The 19,434-nt window shown below is 71.2% G+C and carries 18 protein-coding genes; 9 read left to right on the forward strand and 9 right to left on the reverse strand.

The window, feature by feature from the left end:
• Positions 1-35: 35 nt before the first annotated feature.
• Positions 36-1,253, forward strand: coding sequence for an MFS transporter (locus tag GA707_RS10275; protein ID WP_152178359.1), 1,218 nt, complete (start codon positions 36-38; stop codon positions 1,251-1,253).
• Positions 1,254-1,283: 30 nt separating this feature from the next.
• Here the strand turns inward: GA707_RS10275 and GA707_RS10280 are convergent, their stop codons facing one another.
• Positions 1,284-2,498, reverse strand: a complete 1,215-nt coding sequence (locus GA707_RS10280; RefSeq protein WP_152178360.1) for a PLP-dependent aspartate aminotransferase family protein — start codon at positions 2,496-2,498, stop codon at positions 1,284-1,286.
• A gap of 135 nt (positions 2,499-2,633) precedes the next feature.
• On the opposite strand from GA707_RS10280, the gene GA707_RS10285 reads away from it, so the two are divergent.
• Positions 2,634-3,122 carry an Lrp/AsnC family transcriptional regulator gene (locus GA707_RS10285; RefSeq protein WP_152178361.1) on the forward strand — a complete coding sequence of 163 codons (489 nt, stop codon included), beginning with the start codon at positions 2,634-2,636 and terminating at the stop codon, positions 3,120-3,122.
• A 100-nt stretch (positions 3,123-3,222) separates the two neighbouring features.
• On the opposite strand, the gene GA707_RS10290 is transcribed toward GA707_RS10285, so the two are convergent.
• Complete coding sequence (locus GA707_RS10290; RefSeq protein ID WP_226963703.1) at positions 3,223-4,695, reverse strand: aminotransferase class V-fold PLP-dependent enzyme; 1,473 nt, start codon at positions 4,693-4,695, stop codon at positions 3,223-3,225.
• 29 nt (positions 4,696-4,724) lie between these two features.
• Positions 4,725-6,080 (reverse strand): MFS transporter, encoded by a 1,356-nt coding sequence (locus tag GA707_RS10295; RefSeq protein ID WP_152178362.1) that lies wholly within the window; start codon positions 6,078-6,080, stop codon positions 4,725-4,727.
• A 143-nt stretch (positions 6,081-6,223) separates the two neighbouring features.
• Here GA707_RS10295 and GA707_RS10300 point away from each other — a divergent pair, with 143 nt between their 5' ends.
• Both GA707_RS10300 and GA707_RS10305 read left to right on the forward strand, forming a co-directional pair.
• On the forward strand, positions 6,224-7,156 hold the full coding sequence (locus GA707_RS10300) for a universal stress protein (protein WP_152178363.1): 933 nt from the start codon (positions 6,224-6,226) through the stop codon (positions 7,154-7,156).
• A 43-nt stretch (positions 7,157-7,199) separates the two neighbouring features.
• Complete coding sequence (locus tag GA707_RS10305) at positions 7,200-7,847, forward strand: hypothetical protein (RefSeq protein WP_370460037.1); 648 nt, start codon at positions 7,200-7,202, stop codon at positions 7,845-7,847.
• A 278-nt stretch (positions 7,848-8,125) separates the two neighbouring features.
• Here the strand turns inward: GA707_RS10305 and GA707_RS10315 are convergent, their stop codons facing one another.
• The 6 genes from GA707_RS10315 to GA707_RS10340 form a co-directional block, all read right to left on the reverse strand.
• Positions 8,126-9,958, reverse strand: a complete 1,833-nt coding sequence (locus GA707_RS10315) for a GMC family oxidoreductase (protein ID WP_152178364.1) — start codon at positions 9,956-9,958, stop codon at positions 8,126-8,128.
• Between the two features lie 656 nt (positions 9,959-10,614).
• On the reverse strand, positions 10,615-11,046 hold the full coding sequence (locus GA707_RS10320) for a MarR family winged helix-turn-helix transcriptional regulator (RefSeq protein ID WP_152178365.1): 432 nt from the start codon (positions 11,044-11,046) through the stop codon (positions 10,615-10,617).
• Positions 11,047-11,049: 3 nt separating this feature from the next.
• On the reverse strand, positions 11,050-11,682 hold the full coding sequence (locus tag GA707_RS10325; RefSeq protein ID WP_152178366.1) for an NAD(P)-dependent oxidoreductase: 633 nt from the start codon (positions 11,680-11,682) through the stop codon (positions 11,050-11,052).
• 16 nt (positions 11,683-11,698) lie between these two features.
• Complete coding sequence (locus tag GA707_RS21540; RefSeq protein ID WP_152178367.1) at positions 11,699-12,253, reverse strand: sigma factor; 555 nt, start codon at positions 12,251-12,253, stop codon at positions 11,699-11,701.
• Entirely contained in the window at positions 12,181-12,507 is a 327-nt protein-coding gene (locus GA707_RS21795; protein WP_152178368.1) for a DUF2892 domain-containing protein, read from the reverse strand. The genes GA707_RS21540 and GA707_RS21795 overlap by 73 nt, the downstream gene beginning before the upstream one ends.
• A 235-nt stretch (positions 12,508-12,742) precedes the next feature.
• Positions 12,743-13,999, reverse strand: a complete 1,257-nt coding sequence (locus tag GA707_RS10340; RefSeq protein WP_152178369.1) for a sorbosone dehydrogenase family protein — start codon at positions 13,997-13,999, stop codon at positions 12,743-12,745.
• Between the two features lie 95 nt (positions 14,000-14,094).
• Here GA707_RS10340 and GA707_RS10345 point away from each other — a divergent pair, with 95 nt between their 5' ends.
• The 5 genes from GA707_RS10345 to GA707_RS10365 all read left to right on the forward strand — a co-directional run bounded on the left by GA707_RS10345 (position 14,095) and on the right by GA707_RS10365 (position 19,430).
• Positions 14,095-16,074, forward strand: coding sequence for an acyl-CoA dehydrogenase (locus GA707_RS10345; protein WP_226963704.1), 1,980 nt, complete (start codon positions 14,095-14,097; stop codon positions 16,072-16,074).
• 64 nt (positions 16,075-16,138) lie between these two features.
• Positions 16,139-17,359, forward strand: coding sequence for a pyridoxal phosphate-dependent aminotransferase (locus GA707_RS10350; protein WP_152178371.1), 1,221 nt, complete (start codon positions 16,139-16,141; stop codon positions 17,357-17,359).
• A gap of 72 nt (positions 17,360-17,431) precedes the next feature.
• Positions 17,432-17,812 (forward strand): hypothetical protein, encoded by a 381-nt coding sequence (locus GA707_RS10355; RefSeq protein ID WP_152178372.1) that lies wholly within the window; start codon positions 17,432-17,434, stop codon positions 17,810-17,812.
• A gap of 105 nt (positions 17,813-17,917) precedes the next feature.
• Positions 17,918-18,724, forward strand: coding sequence for a DUF4397 domain-containing protein (locus tag GA707_RS10360; RefSeq protein ID WP_152178373.1), 807 nt, complete (start codon positions 17,918-17,920; stop codon positions 18,722-18,724).
• Between the two features lies 1 nt (position 18,725).
• Positions 18,726-19,430 (forward strand): class F sortase, encoded by a 705-nt coding sequence (locus GA707_RS10365; protein WP_152178374.1) that lies wholly within the window; start codon positions 18,726-18,728, stop codon positions 19,428-19,430.
• The last annotated feature ends 4 nt before the right edge of the window (positions 19,431-19,434 follow it).

Genomic DNA, 19,434 nt, shown 5'->3' on the forward strand with positions numbered 1-19,434 from the left:
GGAGGCACGAGGAGGAGCGGGAGCGAGGGATCGCGATGGCAGAGGACTTCCGCTTCCGCGACATCGCCCTTCCGGCCTACGGTCCCACGCTCGTCAACTCGCTCGGCCACGGCGCGATGATGCCCGTGCTGGCGTTGCGCGCCCGCGAGCTGGGGGCGAGCGTCGCGGTCGCGGCACTCGTCGTGGGGCTCGTCAGCGTCGGCATGCTCATCGGGTCCCTGCCCGCCGGCGCGGTCATCGCCCGGATCGGGGAGCGCCGGGCGCTCGTCGTCGCGGGTGTCCTCGACGCCCTGGCCATGGCCGCGGCGGCGGTCACGCCGACCGTCGCGTGGCTCGCCCTCGCGGTCGTGGCGAGCGGCATGATGTGGACCGTCTTCCTCATCGCCCGACAGGGCTTCATGATCGACGCGGTGCCGTTCCACCTGCGCGCCAGGGCGCTCTCCCTGCTCGGCGGCTCCCATCGGGTCGGACTGTTCGGCGGACCGCTCATCGGGGCGGCCGTCATCGCCGCCGACGGCATCCGCGCGGTCTTCCTCCTCGCGGCCGCGTTCTCGCTCCTGGCCGCCCTCCTGGCCCTCACCATGCCCGACCTCGGCGCCGAGCGGCGGATCGCCGCCAAGCACGAGGGGTATGCGTCGGTCGCCTCGGTCCTGCGGCGACACCGCCGGGAGATGCTCACGATCGGCGTCGCCGTCGCCGTCATCGGCTCGTCCCGCTCGATCCGCACCTCGCTGATGCCGCTCTGGGCCGAGCACGTGGGCATCTCCGCGAGCACGACGTCGCTGATCTTCGCCATGGCCTCGGGGGTGGAACTCCTCCTCGTCTATCCGGGAGGGTGGGTCATGGACCGGTTCGGCCGCTCGGTGACGGCGGTGCCCGTCGTCGCGAGTGCGGCGCTGGCGTGTCTGCTGCTGCCGTTCGCCGGGACCGTCGCGGCGGTGACGGCCGTCATGGTTCTGCTCGCGGTCGGCAACGGCCTCGGGTCCGGGGTCGTCATGACGATGGGCGCGGACACCGCGCCGGTGGAGTCGCGCGCCCAGTTCCTCGGTGGGATGCGGCTGTTCGGGGACATCGGCATGACCAGTGCGCCGCTGCTGCTCAGCCTGCTGACCGCAGCCCTGCCGATCGCCGCGGCCTCGCTCGTGCTCGGCGCTTTGGGGGTGGCGGGGGCCGGGTGGGTCGGGTACTGGACGAGGCACCTCGACCGGCGCCTCGGGCTGGGCGTGCGGAGGGTGACCGTACGCCGCGACTGACCGCCGTGAGCCGGTGGCTGCCGGAGGACGCTAGGCGCTCGCCAGGGCCTTCTCGAGGTCGCCGAGGATGTCGCCGGCGTCCTCGAGCCCCACCGAGAGGCGCAGGATCCCCGCGCCGGGGCGCGCGTCCGGGGGACACGGCCGGTGGGTGAGGGCGGCCGGGTGCTGGATGAGCGAGTCCACCCCGCCGAGTGACACGGCGTGGGTAATCAGCTCGACGTGTTCGGCGACCGCCGCGGCGGAGCCGAAGCCGCCGGAGAGCTCGAACGCGAGAATGGCACCGGGACCGCTCTGCTGACGGCCGATCAGCCCCTGCGGGTCGCACTCCGGGAGCGACGGGTGCCAGACCCGCGCGACGGCAGGGTGGGAGCGCAGCGCCGCCGCGACGGCGGTGGCGCTCGCCTGCTGGGCGCGGACCCGGACCGGGAGGGTGGCCAGACCCCGGTGCAGCAGGTACGCCGCCCACGGGTGCAGGATCCCTCCGGTGATCGCCCGCACCGGGCGGATCCGTTCCGCGGTCGCCTCGTCGGTCGCGACCACCCCGCCGAGCGCGTCGCCGTGTCCGCCGATGAACTTCGTCGCCGAGTGCAGGACCAGGCTCGCACCGTGCGCCAACGGGTTCTGCAGGACGGGGGTGGCGAAGGTGTTGTCCACGAGCAGCGGCACCTCACGTCCGGTGGCCGCGATGGCGTCGACGACGGCGCGGATGTCGACGAGCTCGAGGGTGGGGTTGGCCGGGGTCTCGAGGACGACGAGCCCGGTGGCATCGGTCAGCGCGGAGGGAACGTCCTCGACGCTCGCGTAGGTCACCGTCGTGCCGAGCAGGCCCGTCGTCAGGAGGTGGTCGGTGCCGCCGTAGAGCGGCCGCACCGCAACGACGTGTCGGCGATCGGGGGGCAGGGCGAGCAGGACCGCGCTCATCGCCGCCATCCCCGACGCGAAGGCGACGGCCGCCTCGGCGCCCTCGAGCGCCGCCAGCCCGCTCTCGAAGCGAGCGACGGTGCCGTTCCAGAGCCGCGCATACACCGGTGTCTGACCGGGCAGCGGCGGCGCCCCGCCCGCGAGTCGCTCGTATGCGTCGCCTCCGGCCTCAACCCCCGGCAGGGGGCTGGTGGTCGAGAGGTCGATCGGGAGCGCGTGCACGCCGAGGTCCGTGAGATCCTCGCGGCCCGCGTGCACGGCTCGGGTGTCTATGGGGGCCAGGGGCGCGCTCGGGACGGGGTGCGAGGTGGGCGTGACGGACATGGCGGACCTCCGATGCGACGGTGCACTTTCCTCCTTCAGGATCGCGCATCCTGCGGTCCTGTAGCACTCTGATCGAACAAGTCCTGCCATAATCGGTGTTATCCCGCGTATTCTTCGACTCGTGAGAGGTTCGACATGGATCTGCCGAACAGCTCGGACCCGGTCCCCCTCGACGAGGTCGACCGCGTCATCCTCGACACGCTGACAGCGTCGGGACGCCTGGCCAACAACCGGATCGCGGCCAGGGCCGGCGTCGCTCCGTCCACGGCCCTGACCCGGATGCGGGCCCTCGTCGAGCGAGCGGTGATCCGCCGGTTCACGGTCGACATCGACCTCGGGGCCGTGGGGCGCCCCGTGCAGGCGATCATCGCGGTGCGGCTCCGCTCGCACGACCGCGCCCAGATCGCGGCGGTCATGCGGCTGCTGCCGACACTGCCGGAGGTGGTGCAGAGCTTCCACGTCGCCGGCGACGACGACTGGCTCTTGCACGTCGCTGTCTCGAGCGCCGAGGACCTGCGCGACTTCGTCCTCGACCATCTCACGGTGCACGAAGCGGTCGTCCACACGCGCACGACGCTCGTCTTCGCCCACGACCGCGGCCACCCCGGCCCGCTCCCGCGCTGACCCACCGCCCACCTCTCGCGCGTGGTGCGTTGCACGGTGGTGGGGCCGCTACAGTGCGCCGAACTCAGTGCACCACACCACACCCGGCGACGCCGACGCGTCAGGGACTCGGGCGCTGCAACCGGTCCAGGAAGGCGATGAGCAGCGCTTCCCGCACCGGCGGAGGCGCCGCGTCGAGCAGCGCGTTGACCGGAGCCATCCGCTCGGGCAGCGCCGGGCCGTCCGGTCCCACGAGGCCGGCCAGCTGGAGCAGGCCGTCGAAGGCCGCGTCGTCGAGCCCGGCCGGGTCCAGCGTCGCCGCCGCCTCGGCGAGGCCCGGATCGACGTGGACCGGCCCGGCGAGGACCGAGGCCCGTACCGAGTCGACGAGGTCGCGGACGAAGTCCTCGACCGACGGCTCGGTCGCGGCGCTCACGGTGAGGTGCAGTGTCGCCGGCATGGACCGGAAGGCCATCTGCGGCTGGACGAACCAGCCCCGGGCGAGCATCTCGTCGGCCACGGTGAAGACGTCGCACGTGTCGTCGCACTCGACGGCGACGAGCGTCGAGTCCGGTTCGACGACCACCCGCAGGTGCTCGACCCCGCGGTCCCACTCGAGACCCACCGCGGCGGCGAGCGCCACGGCACCGGAGCGGGCCTGCCGGGCGAGCACCGCATACCCGCTCTCCCCGATCGCGGTCGTGACTGCCCAGGCGGCGGCGAGCGGCCCCCCGGACTTCGTCGACTGCATGGTCGAGTTCAGCATCGTGTAGCCGGGCCAGGCGGCCGAGCTGAAGTACTGCGGACGACGCAGCTCCGGCGTGCGGTGGAGGAGCAGCGAGACGCCCTTGGGGGTGTAGGCGTACTTGTGCAGGTCGACGCTGATGCTGCTCACCCCGGGTACGGCGAAGGTCCAGGCCGGCACGGATGCGCGGTCGACCGCGGTGAGGTAGGGCAGCGCCCAGCCCCCGATGCAGGCGTCTACGTGACAGCGGATGCCGGCCTCGGACGCCAGGGCGGCCAGCTCGGGAACCGGGTCGACGACGCCGTGGGCGTAGGACGGCGCGGAGGCCACGACAAGAACGGTCCGGTCGGTCAGCGCCGCCTCGGTCGCGGCCGGGTCGGCACGGTAGGTGCGCGGGTCGACGTCGACGAGCACCGGCTCGACGCCGAAGTAGTGGGCCGCCTTGTGGAACGCCGCGTGCGCGGTCGTCGGCAGGACCATCTGCGGCCGGTCGACGTCCGGTCGGGCGTCGCGTGCGGCGAGGACGGCGAGCAGCACCGACTCGGTGCCACCGGAGGTGACGGCCCCGACCGACTCGGGTCCGTCGAGGAGCCGCGCGGCCCACGCCACGAGGTCGTTCTCCATCCGCAGGAGGGAGGGGAACGCCGTCGGGTCGAGACCGTTCGTGGACGCGAACATGCCGAGCGCTTCGCGCCCGAGGGCATCGACATCGGCGAGTCCCGAGTCGTAGACATAGGCGAGCGTGCGCCCACCGTGCGTGGGCAGGTCGTGCGCGCGGAGCTCGTCGAGGCGGCGGCGGACGTCGGCCAGGCGGGCGGACGACACCTCTGCGGTTGGGTGGGACGGCACGGACGGCTCCTTCCGGACGGGCGACTTCCTCAGGTTGGCGGCTGTTGCACGGATCGCTCGGCGGCGACCGCGGCCTCGACCTCGGCCTGGTCGAGCCGGTAGCGGACGAGGGTGATCAGGGACAGGGCGACCAGGACCGCCGGCACGAGGGCGAAACCCCAGGCGATGGCTGTCAGCGCCGATGCCGGCTGGTCGGCGAGGCCGTCGGTGGAGGACACATAGCCTCCGAGGGCGAGGACCGCCGCATAGACGAGCGGCCCCAGGGCCAGGCCGAAGGTCTCACCTGCGGTCCACACCCCCGTATAGACCCCGACCCGGTTCTCGCCGGTGCGCATGCCGTCGACCGCCGCGTTGTCGGGCAGCATGGCCATCGGGAACATCTGTGCACCGGCGTAGCCGATGCCGATGACCGCCGTGGTCACCACGAGGGCGACGAGGGAGACCCGCATCGTCACCAGGGTCACCAGGGCTCCGCCGCCGAGCAGCCCCGACGCGACGAGATAGCCGGTCCGCTTCCCGCAGTGCTCCCCGAACCGCTGCCACAGCGGGGTGACGAGAAGCGCCGGCGCGACGAAGGCGAGGAAGAGCGCGGTCGACATCCCGGGTGCCTCGAGGTAGACCCGTGCCACGTAGTCGACACCGGCGAGCATCGCGCCCACCGCGAGGGCCTGGACGACGAAGGTGACGAGCAGAAGGCGGAAGCTGCGGGCGCGGGCCACGATTCGCAGCTGCTCACCGAGGCTGCCGCCGGCCTCCCCGTAGGTACGCATCGGGATTCCGCGGGTCCCCCGCCAGGCGCCGAGCGCCCCACCGAGGATGAGCAGGGCCACGAAGACCCCGACCGCGCGGTAGTCCCAGTCGGCCGGCAGGGCGTCCCGGATCGCCGGGGAGACCCCGCCGCTGACGAGGATCGCGACGGCGAGGATGGCGACCCGCCAGGTCATCAGCCGGGTCCGCTCGTCGTAGTCGTCGGTCATCTCCGCCGGCATCGCGACATAGGGAACCTGGAAGAACGCGTATGCGGTGGCGCAGGCGAGGAACGCGACCACCACCCAGGTGGCCGCGAGGCCCTGGGGACTCGTCGGACCCGCGAACAGCAGGGCGAAGCAGACCGCGAGAGCCACACCGGCCTTGAGGAGGAAGGGTCGGCGCCGGCCGCCGGGGTTGCGCGAGCGGTCCGAGATCCGGCCGGCGACAGGGTTGAGGATCGTGTCCCAGGCCTTGGGCAGGAAGACGATCAGGCCGGCTACGCCGGCGGCGATCCCGAGCCGGTCGGTGAGGTAAGGCAGCAGCAGCAGTCCTGGAACCGTGCCGAAGGACCCTGTCGCCACCGACCCCAACGCATAGCCCCTGCGCGCAGAGGGGGGTAGCGCGGTCAGGCTCATGACCCGGACCATACCCCCGCCCCGAGGGGCGTGGCTGGGGAATAGGCTGGACTCAAGGCGGCACGATCCAGCGTCCATGATCCTGCGTCCGCGCAGGACAGACCTCGCGGGGCAGAGGCTCGCGGGACGGAAGGAGCGGCACCATGAGCGACAGCGACGTCACCACCACCGAAGCGGGCCGGGTCGACTCGGTGCCGTCCGGGGCCGTGGTCGTCGGCATCGACGGCAGCGACCGCGACGAGACCTGCATCCGATGGGCGGCGGGTGCTGCATCCCGCACCGGCCGGGCGCTGCACCTGCTGCACGCCCAGGACATCGCGGTCGAGCTCGCCGCCGCCAACCCGATCGCGGCCCGCGGCCTCGCGTTCGTGCCCGACCTCGTCCTCGACAGCACCGTCCTCTCGACCGCGCTCGAGCGCGCCAGGGCCGAGTGGCCCGACCTCGACGTCACCGGCTCCGAACCCTGGATGCACCCGGAGGAGGCGCTGATCGAGGCCTCGGACGACGCATACCTGATCGTCGTCGGGTCCAGCCGGATCAGCGGCCTCGAGAGGCTGCTGCTCGGCCGGTCCGCCCTCGCCGTGTCCTTGCACGCCCGGTGCCCGGTCGTCATCCTCCCCGAAGGCGCCCGCACCGACGCCGAGGGCCCGGTCGTGCTCGGCTTCGACGGAAGCGACGGGTCGCGTGCGGCGGCCGAGCGGGCGTTCTGGATCGCTGACGTCCGCGGCACCTCGGTCCGCACGGTGACGAGCTGGTATGCGGAGGTCGTCGACGGCTCGGTCGTCACCACCCCTGGCACACCGGCCTGGGAGCAGGTCGAGGGCGGGTACCGCCGGATGGTCGAGGAGGGGATTGCCGACCTGCGCGAACGGTACCCGGGCGTCGACGTGGACATCCGCGTCCTGCGCGGCCCGGCCGCCGCGGTTTTGACAAGGGAGGCCGCCGACGCCTCGCTGCTCGTCATCGGCAGCCGGGGCCGGGGTGGGTTCCGCGGCATGCTGCTCGGTTCGGTGTCGCACAAGGTGCTCGAGACGGCGACCTCGCCCGTCATGGTCATCCGCGGGCCGAAGCGGTGACGGTCGCTGCCCGGGACCGCGGTCGTCCGGTCGACCGCCGCTGGTGAGACGCGGCGACCGCTTCGAGGGGCACATCGCCGGGGTCGGCACGACGTCCGGGGTGCGGCTCGTCGTCGGGCGCTGGCTCCGTTCTCCCTTGCCCGCCGGTGAGGGCGGGGCGTTCGCCGACGTCATGGTGGAGCGGGCCGACGGCCACCGGATCCTGCTCGCGCCGAGCGACGAGGTCGCGGACTACGTCACGAGCACGTACACCTTCGACGAGGTTCGGGTGGAGCGGGTCGAGGTAACGGTCGAGGGGGACCTCTGGCGGGTGTCGACCCCGTCGTCGACGCTGTCGTTCACAGTCGGGCGACGGCTCCCCCTGGGCTGGGCGCTGCGGGCCGTGCCGGCCCCGGTGGCGACATCGCCTCGGTGGAGCCGGATCATCGCCCCGGTGGCCGAACGGCTCGTGCCGGGCGTCCGTACGGTGGGCATGGCACGAGAAGGACGGGTCGAGTACTACGGCGCGACCGACCTGCGGTCCGTCACGACGGCGTCCGGGGTTCTCGACGGGGAACCACTGGGTTCGCTGGCGCCCATCGACCCACCGTGCCGGTTCGGCTTCTCGTCCACCCCGCCGTGGCCGTCCCTCACGACGGTGACGACCACCGTGGAGCATCGCCGACCCAGTCCGGCCGCATCGGCTTCGTGACGCCGCGTGTGGTTCGAGCCGGCCGGGTCCTGCCGTTCGACCTACCCGCAGCGCGGATCCTGGCCACCTACCCCGTCCCCGACCACCCGCCCCTGGACGTCGCACTCATCGCCGCCATCGCCCAGAGCACCGGATCGACCATCGCCACCCGCGGCACCACGCACTTCGAACCCCTCGGTGTCAGCACCGATCGACCAGTGGGGCCAACCTGCATAGCGGCCTTCGGGCCGGCCGTCTTACCGCCGCGAGTCGACCAGCCTGACGAGCCGCCCAAGCGGTCAGCCGACCACCTCGTGGAGATGGACGCCGTTGTCCGCGGCGATTATCTCTGCCGCCTTTTCGCCGATCATCAACGCCGCAGCGTTTGTGTTGCCGCTGACGACGTTCGGCATGACACTCGCATCGGCCACGCGCAGGGCCTTGATGCCGTGAACGCGCAGCCGCGGGTCGACCACGTCGCCGATCCGACAGGTCGAGGTCTCGTGGTAGACAGTCAGCGCGTAGTGGCGTGCCAGGTCCTCCAGGAGCGCGTCACTCGGTTCGGAGCCGGCGAGGTGGCCGTGTGCCTGCGCAAGGTGCGGCGGAATGACTGGCTCACCCAGGCCGCCGCCGGGCCATGCGTTCGCGACCTCGAGGGCCTTGCGCATCACGGCGACCATGACCTTCACATCGTGCGGGTCATCGAAGTAGTTCAGCTCGATCCGCGGTGGGACCGCGGGGTCTGCGCTGGCCAGCGTGACAGACCCCTCGGAATGGGGCTGGACGGGATTGGGCAGCACGACCACCTGTCCGCGCGTCGGGTCCAAGAAGGACTGCGGGTCCTCGAAGAACGCGGAAGGCGGGAGTCGGAAGACGCTCTCCCAGATCGATGGTGTGTAGCCGGTCGCGAGGAATCCGATCTGCGCGTCGTGGGTGTGCTCGTCGCCCAACCCGGTCGAGAAGAACGCGACAGCGTCGTAGAGAGAGGATGAGGCGAGGCCGCGACCGGTGGTGAACCACTCGGCGATGCGGCGCTCTGCCTCGGCCTTGGCGGCGACGAGGGGTTCGGGCAGGTCGTCATCGTCCGCGGGGTCGGCCGGCAACGGACCAGCCGGTGCCCGCAACGCGTCCGGCCCAAGGGACATGGCCACCTCGGTCATCGGCTCGCCGATGCCGTCGGCGGCGAACATCAAGGGTGTGTGTAGATGGTCTTTGAGGTGACGCCCGACGTCCGGGAGGTCGACGATGCAGTCCACACCCACGGCGGTGAGCTCCTCGCGTGCCCCGATCCCGGAGAGGAGCAGCAGGTGCGGTGACCCGATGGCGCCTGCGCAGACCACCACCTCGGTGCTCGCTGCCACATCCTCCGCCGTGCCGTCCTGCGTCCGGTAGGCCACCCCGGTCGCGCGGACCTCGTCCCCGTCGGCATCGAGCAGGACACGCTCGACGAGCGCGCCGGTGACTACCGTGAGGTTCTCCCGGTCCATGGCGGGCTCGAGGTAGGCGTGGAAGGTCGAGCTCCGTCGGCCGTCCTTCGTCGTGGTCTGGAACAGCGAGGCCACTCCTTCAGGGCTGAGGCGGTCGCGACCGTTGTAGTCACCCTGCTTCATCCCTACCGCGCCCGCGGCGTCGACGAACTGGCTCGAGGCACGCAGGATGGGCTGTCGCACCGACACGCCCACCGGGCCGTTGAGCCCGTGCACATCGGGGTCAGCGTGGAGTTCGGGGCTGTCCACGAATCCCTCCGCCTTCCGGAAGTACGGCAGGACCTCCTCATAGGACCAGCCGTCTGCGCCCGCGGCGGCCCACGAGTCGAAGTCGCCCGGGTGCCCCCGCACGTACGCCATGTAGTTCAGGCCGGATGAGCCGCCCAGCATCCGTCCCCGGGGCACCATCATCTGGCCGCCGATCAGCCCCTTGCCCACCCCACCAGGGTCCCCGTTGTACATCCAATCGGTCGCCGGGTCGTTCTGCAGGCTGGCGACCGCGGCGGGCACCTGCTCCGAGGGCGGCGGCGGTCCGCCTGACTCGAGCAGGCACACCCGGACATCCGGGTCCTCGCTCAGCCGGGCGGCGACCACGGCGCCCGCCGATCCCGCTCCCACAATCACATAGTCGTACGTCGAGCCCATCAATCCCACCTCGTTGTGGCACCTCGCCGAACGGCGGGGATGGTCTCGCCACGCAACCACACTCACCAAGCGAAAAGCAAGGAGGCCAGTGCCCCGGATTCCCCGACGTACCGAACTCTCTTCACGAGGGGGGTGCCGCAGGCGCGCGCGATCCCACTCGAAGCGACCATGGCGCGACCTCGGGAGCCGAACCCAAGGAGCGCCCCTGGCCGAGCAACCCAGACCAATGCGTTGGCGCTGCCACGCTGGAGGCAGACAAGAAGGGCGATGACATCGTCGAACGTCACTCCGTCCCAGAGCCTGGCGATCTCAGCGAAGGTCGTCCTCGTGCCTTCGTTGACCAGCGTGAGTGTGACCTCACCCGGGGACAGCTCAGTCGGTCCGTCGTGGGAGCAGGGTTCCCTATCCGAGACGGTCAAAGTCACCGAGTCTGATGGTGTATCCGTGGTCGGGTCTCAGCCGGCGCCGAGGAACAGGGTACGCAGCCGCCTCGGCGGTGTCGTCTCCGCTGCTCGGGTAGACACCCGCCGTTGTCGCAGTCGACTCGTCGCACATGCTGTTCGACCGCGTGGGCGGAATTGACCGGTTGTACTGGAACAGATACTCGACCGTGGGGGAGCCGACCAGTCCGGTGGGGCCGGTGACCTGGACGGCACTCACGGCCGCGCCCCGACCCGGCTCAACAGCTCGGCCAGATGCGTCAGTTCGCCGTCGCTGAGATCCTTGAAGCTCGGCATCAATCGTCGGACGACGCCTCTCTCGAAGTCGGCTACCCGCGTCCGCTCGGCCTCGGTCAGCTGCAGGATGCGTGAGCGGCGATCGTGGGGGTGGGGCACCGACTCGACCAGGCCCGCTGCCCGCAGCCCGTCGACAACCTGGGTGACGGCGCCACGGGTGATGCCGAGCGTCGAGGCCACCTCGCCCGGTGTGACGACCCGTCGGGAATGGGCGAGGAGGAACAGCACCGACAGCTGGCTCGCGGTCAGGGCGACACCCTCGAACGGCGTGCGCTGTTCGGCCGTGATGCTTCGACTGAGCGCGACCACCTCGGCCAGGACCCCTCCCAACAGTTCTTCACGGTCGGCCATGGGTCAGTTGGACAGGAACGGCATCTGGTGGACGAACGTGCGGTCGTCCACCTGGGTGAGGATGAAGTCAGCCAGGTCGTCACGGCTGATCGCGGTGCCGGTGCCGACACCGACCCACCCCTGCCGATAGGTGCCGCGCCCAGGCTCCTCGGTCAGCCGCGGGCCCCGAATCACGGTCCAGTGCAGCCCAGAGGCCCTCAGCACCTCCAGATGACCCTGTGCATCGGCGAGCACATGTCCGGACAGGGTCCTGAGCAGGAACCGGATGACATGGTCGGCGACCTTCGGCCGGTCGTGCGGGTCGCGCAGGCCGCCTCCGGACAACGTGACGATGCGGCTCACGCCGGCTGCCTGCATCGCCTCGACGATGATCCTCGTCCCGTCCGTCTGCAGGGTCCTCGGCGAACCCTTCACCTGGCCGAACAGGCTCAACACCACGTCAGCGCCGGCGACCACCTCCGCCACAGCAACAGGATCCAGCACGTCACCATGGACGACGGTGAGGTCCGGGTGCTCACAGTTCAGCCTCTCCGGGTCACGAGCCAGCGCACGCACCTCGTAACCGGCCGCGAGCGCGCGGTCGAGGACACGGCGGCCGGTCTTGCCTGTGGCCCCGAACAGAGCGATCGTCGTCATGTCACTAGTTTAGCCACTAAATCATAGTGCTCAGTCGTACCGGAACGGACGCGAGGCTGCTGACATCACCGGTGCTGACGTTCTTCAGGTCATCGACCGGGCGCAGCGCCAAGCCGGTCAGGTGTCGACCTATGCGACCGCCCTCGTGCCCGACGATGAGGCGGCTCAATTTCGCAAGCCGGGGCCCGGACGAAGAGTCATCCGGCTGATTGGCTGCGATGGCAACGGCAACGCCCTCGGCGCGGGTCTCCGCGCGCGCTGCGACCTCCACCGCGTCGACGGTGTACGCGTCCTGCCGCCAGCGCCGTTCGACCTCGTCGGCGACGACGTCCAGGTCCGGGACCTCCCGGTCACGGCGGGCGGCGTCGACGGCAAGGTTGTGCAGGATCCGGTGCAGCCATGTCGCCAGCGAAGACTCCGCACGGAATGTGCCGGCGCTTTGCAGTGCCCTGGTCAGGGTCTCTTGCACCAGGTCCTCGGCGCGGCCGGGGTCGCTGGTCAGAGACCGGGCATAGCGCAGCAGCCCCGGCATCTCGGGGACCAGGCGGTCCCCGAGATCCGTGACGTCCATGCCGGCCAGGGTAGCGATGGTGCCCTACCGGCCACCGGCTCGCGGGAGCGCCGGCGAGCACCGCTGGTGCTGATACCCAGCAGCCGGTACAGCGGGCAGAACCCGACCGTCGCCGTCGCGAGCAGAACCACGGCCAGGACGAGCAGAACCAGCCCAAGTCCACTGGTCACGCCGGTCACCAACGCCCACACGAGAGCAGCCACACCCAGCACCGCCCGAGCGGCCCGGTCGACGGTTCCAACATTGCGATTCATGATGTCCTCCACAGGGGGATCGGTTGAGACGAACACCCCATAGACGCACCACACCCATAAAGGGATACATCACCGAGGTGACGTTGATGTGGCTGATCGGTTGCCGCGCGCGTCATCATCCCGAGGCGTCACCTCGACCAACGCCGTGTCCGGACGCATACGAGGTCCACGTCCCGATGGCCGGCGTCACCGGTCGCCCGCCCTCCACTGAGGGTGGTGCCGGCATCAGACCAACTCAGGGACCGGCCGGCGTGACCCGCAGAACCTTGTCGTTCTCCCCGTTGGAGGTCGTGACGTACACGGCGCCGTCGGGGCCGAGCCGGGCCGCCCGCAACCGGCCGAACTCGTCGTCCAGCTCCTCGGGCACGGACACCTCGGCGACCTCGCCGCCGTCGTCGAGCGTGAGCAGGACGGCCTTGGCTCCGCGGAGGGCGGTCACGAGGAGGGCGCCGTCCAGCGCTCCCCACTGCTCGCCCTCGAGGAACGCCGCCCCGCACAGTGCCTCGGTCATCCCACCGGTCTGCCACACGGCGGGCACCGCGTCCGGGAACCGCTCGAGATCGGTCATCGGCACCGACTCGTCGTAGCCGCCCACCTCGCCGCCCTGCGACGGGTCCCACCCGTAGTTCCCCCCGGCCACGATCCGGTTGACCTCGTCGTTCACGTTGGGTCCGTGCTCCGCCGTGTAGATCTCGCCCGTGCCCGGGCGCACCGTGACGCCCTGGATGTTGCGGTGGCCGTAACTGAGGACATAGCGCTCCCGCTCGTCCGCCGAGTCGAGGAAGGGGTTGTCCGGAGCCGGCTCACCCGTCGAGAGGTCGAGCCGCAGGACCTTGCCGCCGAGGCTCGTCAGGTCCTGAGGCACCGCCCCGTCCGCGATGTCGCCCGTCCCGACGACGAGCATGCCGGCGGCGTCGACCGTGGGCCGGCAGCCGGAGTGACGCCCGGATCCGGTCGGGATGCCGGTGAGCAGGTCGCGGACGCGCTCGGCGGAGCGGGCGTCCTCGGCGAGCCGCCAGGTGACCAGGCGGATGTCGACCGGGTCGCCGCCCTCCTGGTAGTTCATGCACACGGTGAACTCGCGGCTGGTCGCGAAGTCCGGATGGACGACCATGCCGAGCAGACCCCCCTCGCCGGAGGCGAACACTCCCGACAGGTCGGCCTCCACCCGGGACACGGTCGCCCCGGGGGAGGTCGACGAGAGGTGGCTGATCCGACCGGACCGCTCGGTCACCAGGGCTCCGCCGTCCGGGATGAACCCGATGTCCCACCCGTGCGCGAGGCCCTCCGCGACGACCTCGACCTGCAGCGCCGGCACCTCGCCCACGGGCGGGACCGTCACAGAGCCCCCCGGCTGCGCAGAGCCGGACGCCGTCTGCGGGGGGATGGGCACCTCTCCCGGGCCAGCGTCCCCGCCTCCGGCGCACGCCGCCAGCGCGGTCGCCGCGAGCACGGCGAGAGCCGCAGGGACGGATCTGGGCGAGCGTCGCATACTCCATCATGCGGCGTGCGCGGGGTGCCGAGGGCGCCCTGCCCGCCCGGCCAGCCCCAGTCCAGCGACCCTGTCCAGCCCCGTATGGTCGAGAGGTGACCATCCAGCTGAGCGGCGCGGGCGCACCCACGACGAGCGACACGGACCTGGCGGGAGCCATCCGGAGGGTGCTCGACGGGCGATGGGGCGACGTTCGTGACACGGTCCGACGGGAGCTGGGCAGCGCGGACTGGTCCACGCCGACCACCCCCCTGCCCGTCGCGGACTACCGCGAACGGACGACCGGCCAGCTCAGCCGGCTGCTCGCCGAGCCGTGGATGACGGCCGGGTTCTCGGCCGAGCCCGGTGAGCACGGCGACGTCGGCGCCTCCCTCACCGCGTTCGAGAGCCTCGGTCACGTCGACCTGTCACTGTTCGTCAAGACCGGCGTCCAGGTCGGCCTCTTCGGGGGCGCGGTCGCCGGGCTCGGCACCGAGCGGCACCACCGCGAGTACCTTGCCGGCATCGCCGACGGCACCCTGCTCGGCTGCTTCGCCATGACCGAGGTGGGCGGCGGGTCGGACGTGGCCAACCTCGAGACGACCGCGACCTACGACCCGGCGACCGACGAGATCGTCGTGCACTCCCCCAGCCCGGCCGCGACGAAGGACTACATCGGCAACGCGGCGAAGGACGGGACGCTCGCGGCGGTCTTCGCCCAGCTCGTCGTCGGCGAGGGCGAGGCCGCCCGCAGCCACGGCGTGCACTGCGTTCTCGTCCCGATCCGCGACGAGAACGGGCGGGCACTGCCCGGCGTCACCCTGAGCGACTGCGGCGCCAAGATCGGCCTGCCGGGTGTGGACAACGGCGAGATCTCCTTCGACCACGTTCGCGTCCCGCGGGCCAACCTGCTCGACCGGTTCGGCGCCATCACCGACGAGGGCACCTACGCCTCCCCGATCGACAGCGACGGCCGCCGCTTCTTCTCGATGCTGGGCACGCTCGTGCGCGGTCGGGTGTCGGTGGGCGGCGCCGCAGGGGCGGCCACCCGCAACGCCCTCACCCTCGCGGTCCGGTATGCCGCGGCCCGCGAGCAGTTCACCCGCCCGGACGGCGAGAGTGGCATCCGCCTGCTCGAGTATGCGACGCACCGGCGCCGCCTCCTGCTGCCCCTCGTGCGCAGCTACGCCCTCGCACTCGCCACGAACGAGCTCGTCGAGGACCTCCACGAGCTGACCAGCGGAGCGGGCGACGGCGGCCAGGGTGAGCCGGACGAGCTCGCCGTGCGCCGCCTCGAGGAGCGCGCGGCCTCCCTGAAAGTGGCCAACACCGCGCACGCGACCCGCACCATCCAGGAGTGCCGTGAGGCGTGCGGCGGCGCCGGCTACATGTGGGAGAACCGGTTCGGTGCGTGGAAGGCGGACTCGGACATCTTCACGACCTTCGAGGGCGACAACACGGTGCTGCTCCAGCTCGTCGCCAAGGGACTGCTCACCCAGTACAAGGACTCCTTCGACTCCTTCGACACGCGCTCGATGATGCTCTTCGCCGCCCGCAACGTCGCCGAGTCCTTCGTCGAGCGCGCCTTCGGCGGCTCGATCGTGCAGCGGCTCGTCGCCGGCGCTCCCGGCCGCGACGCAGACAACGCGCTCGAGGACCGCGGCGGGCAGGTGGCGATCCTCGAGGACCGCGAGGAGCACACCGTCGCCACCCTCGCCGCCAGGATGCGGGCGCTCCAGGGGGACGACACCGACCCGGTCGATGCTCTCGGCGCGGTGCAGCCGCACATGGTCGCGGCCGCCTGGGCCCACATCGACCGCCTGCTCCTCGAGGCGCTGGCGGCCGCCACGGAGAGCAGCGCCGGTCCCGTGCGCGAGCTGCTCGGCCGGGTGTGTGACCTCTTCGTCTACTCGACCGTCGAGGACAACGCGTCCTGGTTCCTCGAGCACGGCCGGACCTCCGCCGCCCAGTCCAAAGCCATCACGACCCGCGTCGACGAGCTGTGCGCCGAGCTCGCGCCGGACGCGCTGACCCTCGTCGACGCCTTCGGCGTCGCCGACGCCTGGGTCGGCTGCCCCCTGCTCGAGCGCGCCTGACCGCGGGACCCGGCCCGCGCATACCGGATCCGCCGGCGCGGCTGCCGCCTGCGAGGATGTGGGCATGCGCCCGATCGTCCAGAGCAAGAAGCTGCAGCACGTGCGCTACGACGTGCGCGGCCCGATCCTCGTGGAGGCCCAGCGGCTCGAGAGCGAGGGGCACAAGATCCTCAAGCTGAACATCGGCAACACCGCTCCGTTCGGTTTCGAGGCACCCGAGGCGATCGTCGCGGACATCGTCCACAACCTCCCCGACTCGCAGGGGTACGCCGACTCCAAGGGGATCTACTCCGCCCGCACGGCGGTCGCCCAGTACTACCAGGCGCGGGGACTGCGCGAGACGACCGTCGAGGACGTCTACATCGGCAACGGCGTCTCCGAGCTGATCTCGATGGTCCTGCAGGCCTTCGTCGACGACGGCAACGAGATCCTCGTGCCGGCACCGGACTACCCGTTGTGGACCGGGGCCGTCACGCTCTCCGGCGGGACGGCGGTGCACTACCGGTGCGACGAGAGCAACGGCTGGAACCCGGACCTCGAGGACATCGAGTCCAAGATCACCGAGAACACCCACGCGATCGTCGTCATCAACCCGAACAACCCGACCGGCGCGGTCTACAGCGAGGAGACGGTGCGCGCGCTCGTCGACATCGCCAGACGGCACCGGCTCGTCGTCATGGCCGACGAGATCTACGAGAAGATCATCTTCGACGACGCCGTCCATCACCACGCCGCCACGTTCGCCGGGGACGACGTCCTGTGCCTGACCTTCAGTGGCCTGTCCAAGGCGTACCGGGTCTGCGGCTACCGCGCCGGCTGGGTCATGGTGTCCGGGCCGAAGCACCTTGCGGAGGACTTCCTCGAGGGCCTGACGCTGCTGGCCAACATGCGCATGTGCGCCAACGTCCCGGCCCAGCACGCCATCCAGACCGCTCTGGGCGGCTACCAGTCGATCACCGAGCTCATCGTCCCCGGTGGCCGGTTCTACGAGCAGAGCAAGCTCGCCTCCCGGCTGCTGAACGAGATCCCGGGGGTCTCGTGCGTCGAACCGCGCGGTGCCCTGTACTGCTTCCCGCGCCTCGACCCCGAGGTGTACCCCATCGCGGACGACGAGGCGTTCGTCATCGACCTCCTGCGGGCCAAGAAGATCCTCGTCACCCATGGGACCGGCTTCAACTGGTTCGAGCCCGACCACTTCCGGCTCGTGACGCTCCCGGACACGGACACGCTGACGGAGGCGATCGGTCGGATCTCCGACCACCTCGCCACCCTGCGCACCCCGTGAGGTCGCGCGGCCACTCATGGCCGAGCCGGCGGGCCCGCCCGCCGGCGACCCTCGAACGCTAGGCTGACCGCGATGCGCAAGAGAATCCCGCTCTCCCAGCGTGAGGACTACGACGTCCTCGCCGAGTTCGAGGGCAACGACGACCCCACCGACGACACCGACTTCTTCGCCGACCGCGGCAGGATGGCGCGGTCCGCGGGTGCGACCCTGGCGCTCATGCTCCTCGCGGCCGTCGCCTTCGCCGGCGGGGTGGCCTGGGGGGCGACTCGCGAGGTGAGCGTCGCCCCCGGCAACGCGGTATGGGACATCGTCATCCACATCGGCTTCGCGGTGGCGTGCGGGCTCCTCGCCGGTGCCGCGGTCGTCGCGGTCGGGATGCTCGTGATCGGCATCCCCTACGCCCGAGGGAAGATGGCCGAGACACGCGCCCGCAACGCCCGACGCGGCTCCTGATAGATTCGTACAAAGTTTTTCCAAGGAAGTGCATCCAGACCTGCACCCTCATCGGAATACATGGGCAGGACGCACCACCGCGTCCCCTGACGAAGGGAAACGCTCATGCGCATCACCACCGCTCTTGCCCTGACCGGGGGCATGTCCCTGGCACTCGCCGCGCCGGCCATGGCCGACAACCACGAGTCCCAGGTCTCGGTCCTCCACGGCATCCCGGACGCCGTCGTCGACGTCTACGTCAACGGTGACCTCACCCTGGACGACTTCGCTCCCGGCACGCTCACCGACCCGCTGACGCTGCCGGCCGGTGACTACGACCTCAAGGTCGTCGCCGGCGACGCCGAGAACGGCGACGCGGACGCGATCGTCGAGGCCAACGGTGTCGCCGTTCCCGGCGGCGCGAACATCACCGTTGTCGCACACCTCACCGAGGGTGGCGACCCGGCGCTCACCCCCTTCGTGAACGACACGAGCGAGACCGCTGCGGGTGAGGGCCGGATCACCGTCCGCCACACCGCTGCCGCCCCGGCCGTCGACGTCCGCGCCAACGGCGACGTCGCCTTCGCCGACCTGACCAACCCGAACGAGGCCTCCGCCGACCTGCCGGCCGGTGAGATCGAGGCCGACGTCGTGCTGGCGGGCACCGACACCGTCGCGCTCGGTCCGGCCCCGGTCAACATCACCGAGGGCACGAACACGATCGTGTACGCCTGGGGCTCCGCGGAGGCCGAGAACCTCGACCTCGCGGTCCAGGTGATCGACGGTCTGCACAGCTCGCCCGAGGGCGTCCCGTCCGGAGTCGGCGGTCAGGCCGGTACCACGAACGCCGCGCCCTTCGCCGCGCTCGCCGCACTCGGTGCCGCCGGCCTCGCGCTCGTCGCGACCCGTCGTCGTGTGAGTGTCGACGCCTGACATGTCGCTCAGGTACGGACCCGGGAGGGTGGTCGCGGTCCTCGCGGCCGCCCTCCTGGCCGGCCTGCTCGTCTATGTGCTGGTAGGCGCTGGAAGCCCCAACCGGATCACCGAGGAGACCGCGGCGTCGGAGGCCCTTGCGGAGTCGACACCCACGGCGACGTCGCAGGCACCGGCTCCCACGGCGAGCTCCTCGAGCACTCCGGTCCCGACGGTCGCGGCCAAGCCCGCGACCCTCCCCCCGGTCCGCCCGGCCGCCGCCCCGACGGAGGTGGCGATCTCCAGCATCGACGCCGAGCTCTCGGTCATCCCGACCGGGGTCACCACGGACGGTCTGATGGAGATCCCCGCCGACCCCCGGGTCGCCGGCTGGTACAGGTACGGCCCCGACCCCCTCTCCGACTCCGGCGCGGTGGTCGTCTCGGCCCACATCGACAGCAAGGAGCGGGTCGGCCCGCTCGCCCGTCTCGGGCAGGTGTCGCCCGGCGACGAGGTCATCGTCACGACTGCAGGTGAGGAGGTGCGCTATGTCATCGAGCGAGTCGACAGTTATCCCAAGACGGTCATCGATCTGGATGCGGTCTTCACCCGTGATGGCGCCCCGCGACTTCACATCGTCACGTGCGGGGGCGAATGGGACGCTTCAGCCGGCTCCTACGAGGACAACATCGTCGCAGTCGCAGTGCGCTCCGACGCCGTCTCGTAGAGTG

It is taken from the genome of Nostocoides sp. F2B08 (genome assembly GCF_009184895.1).
Lineage (GTDB): Bacteria > Actinomycetota > Actinomycetes > Actinomycetales > Dermatophilaceae > F2B08.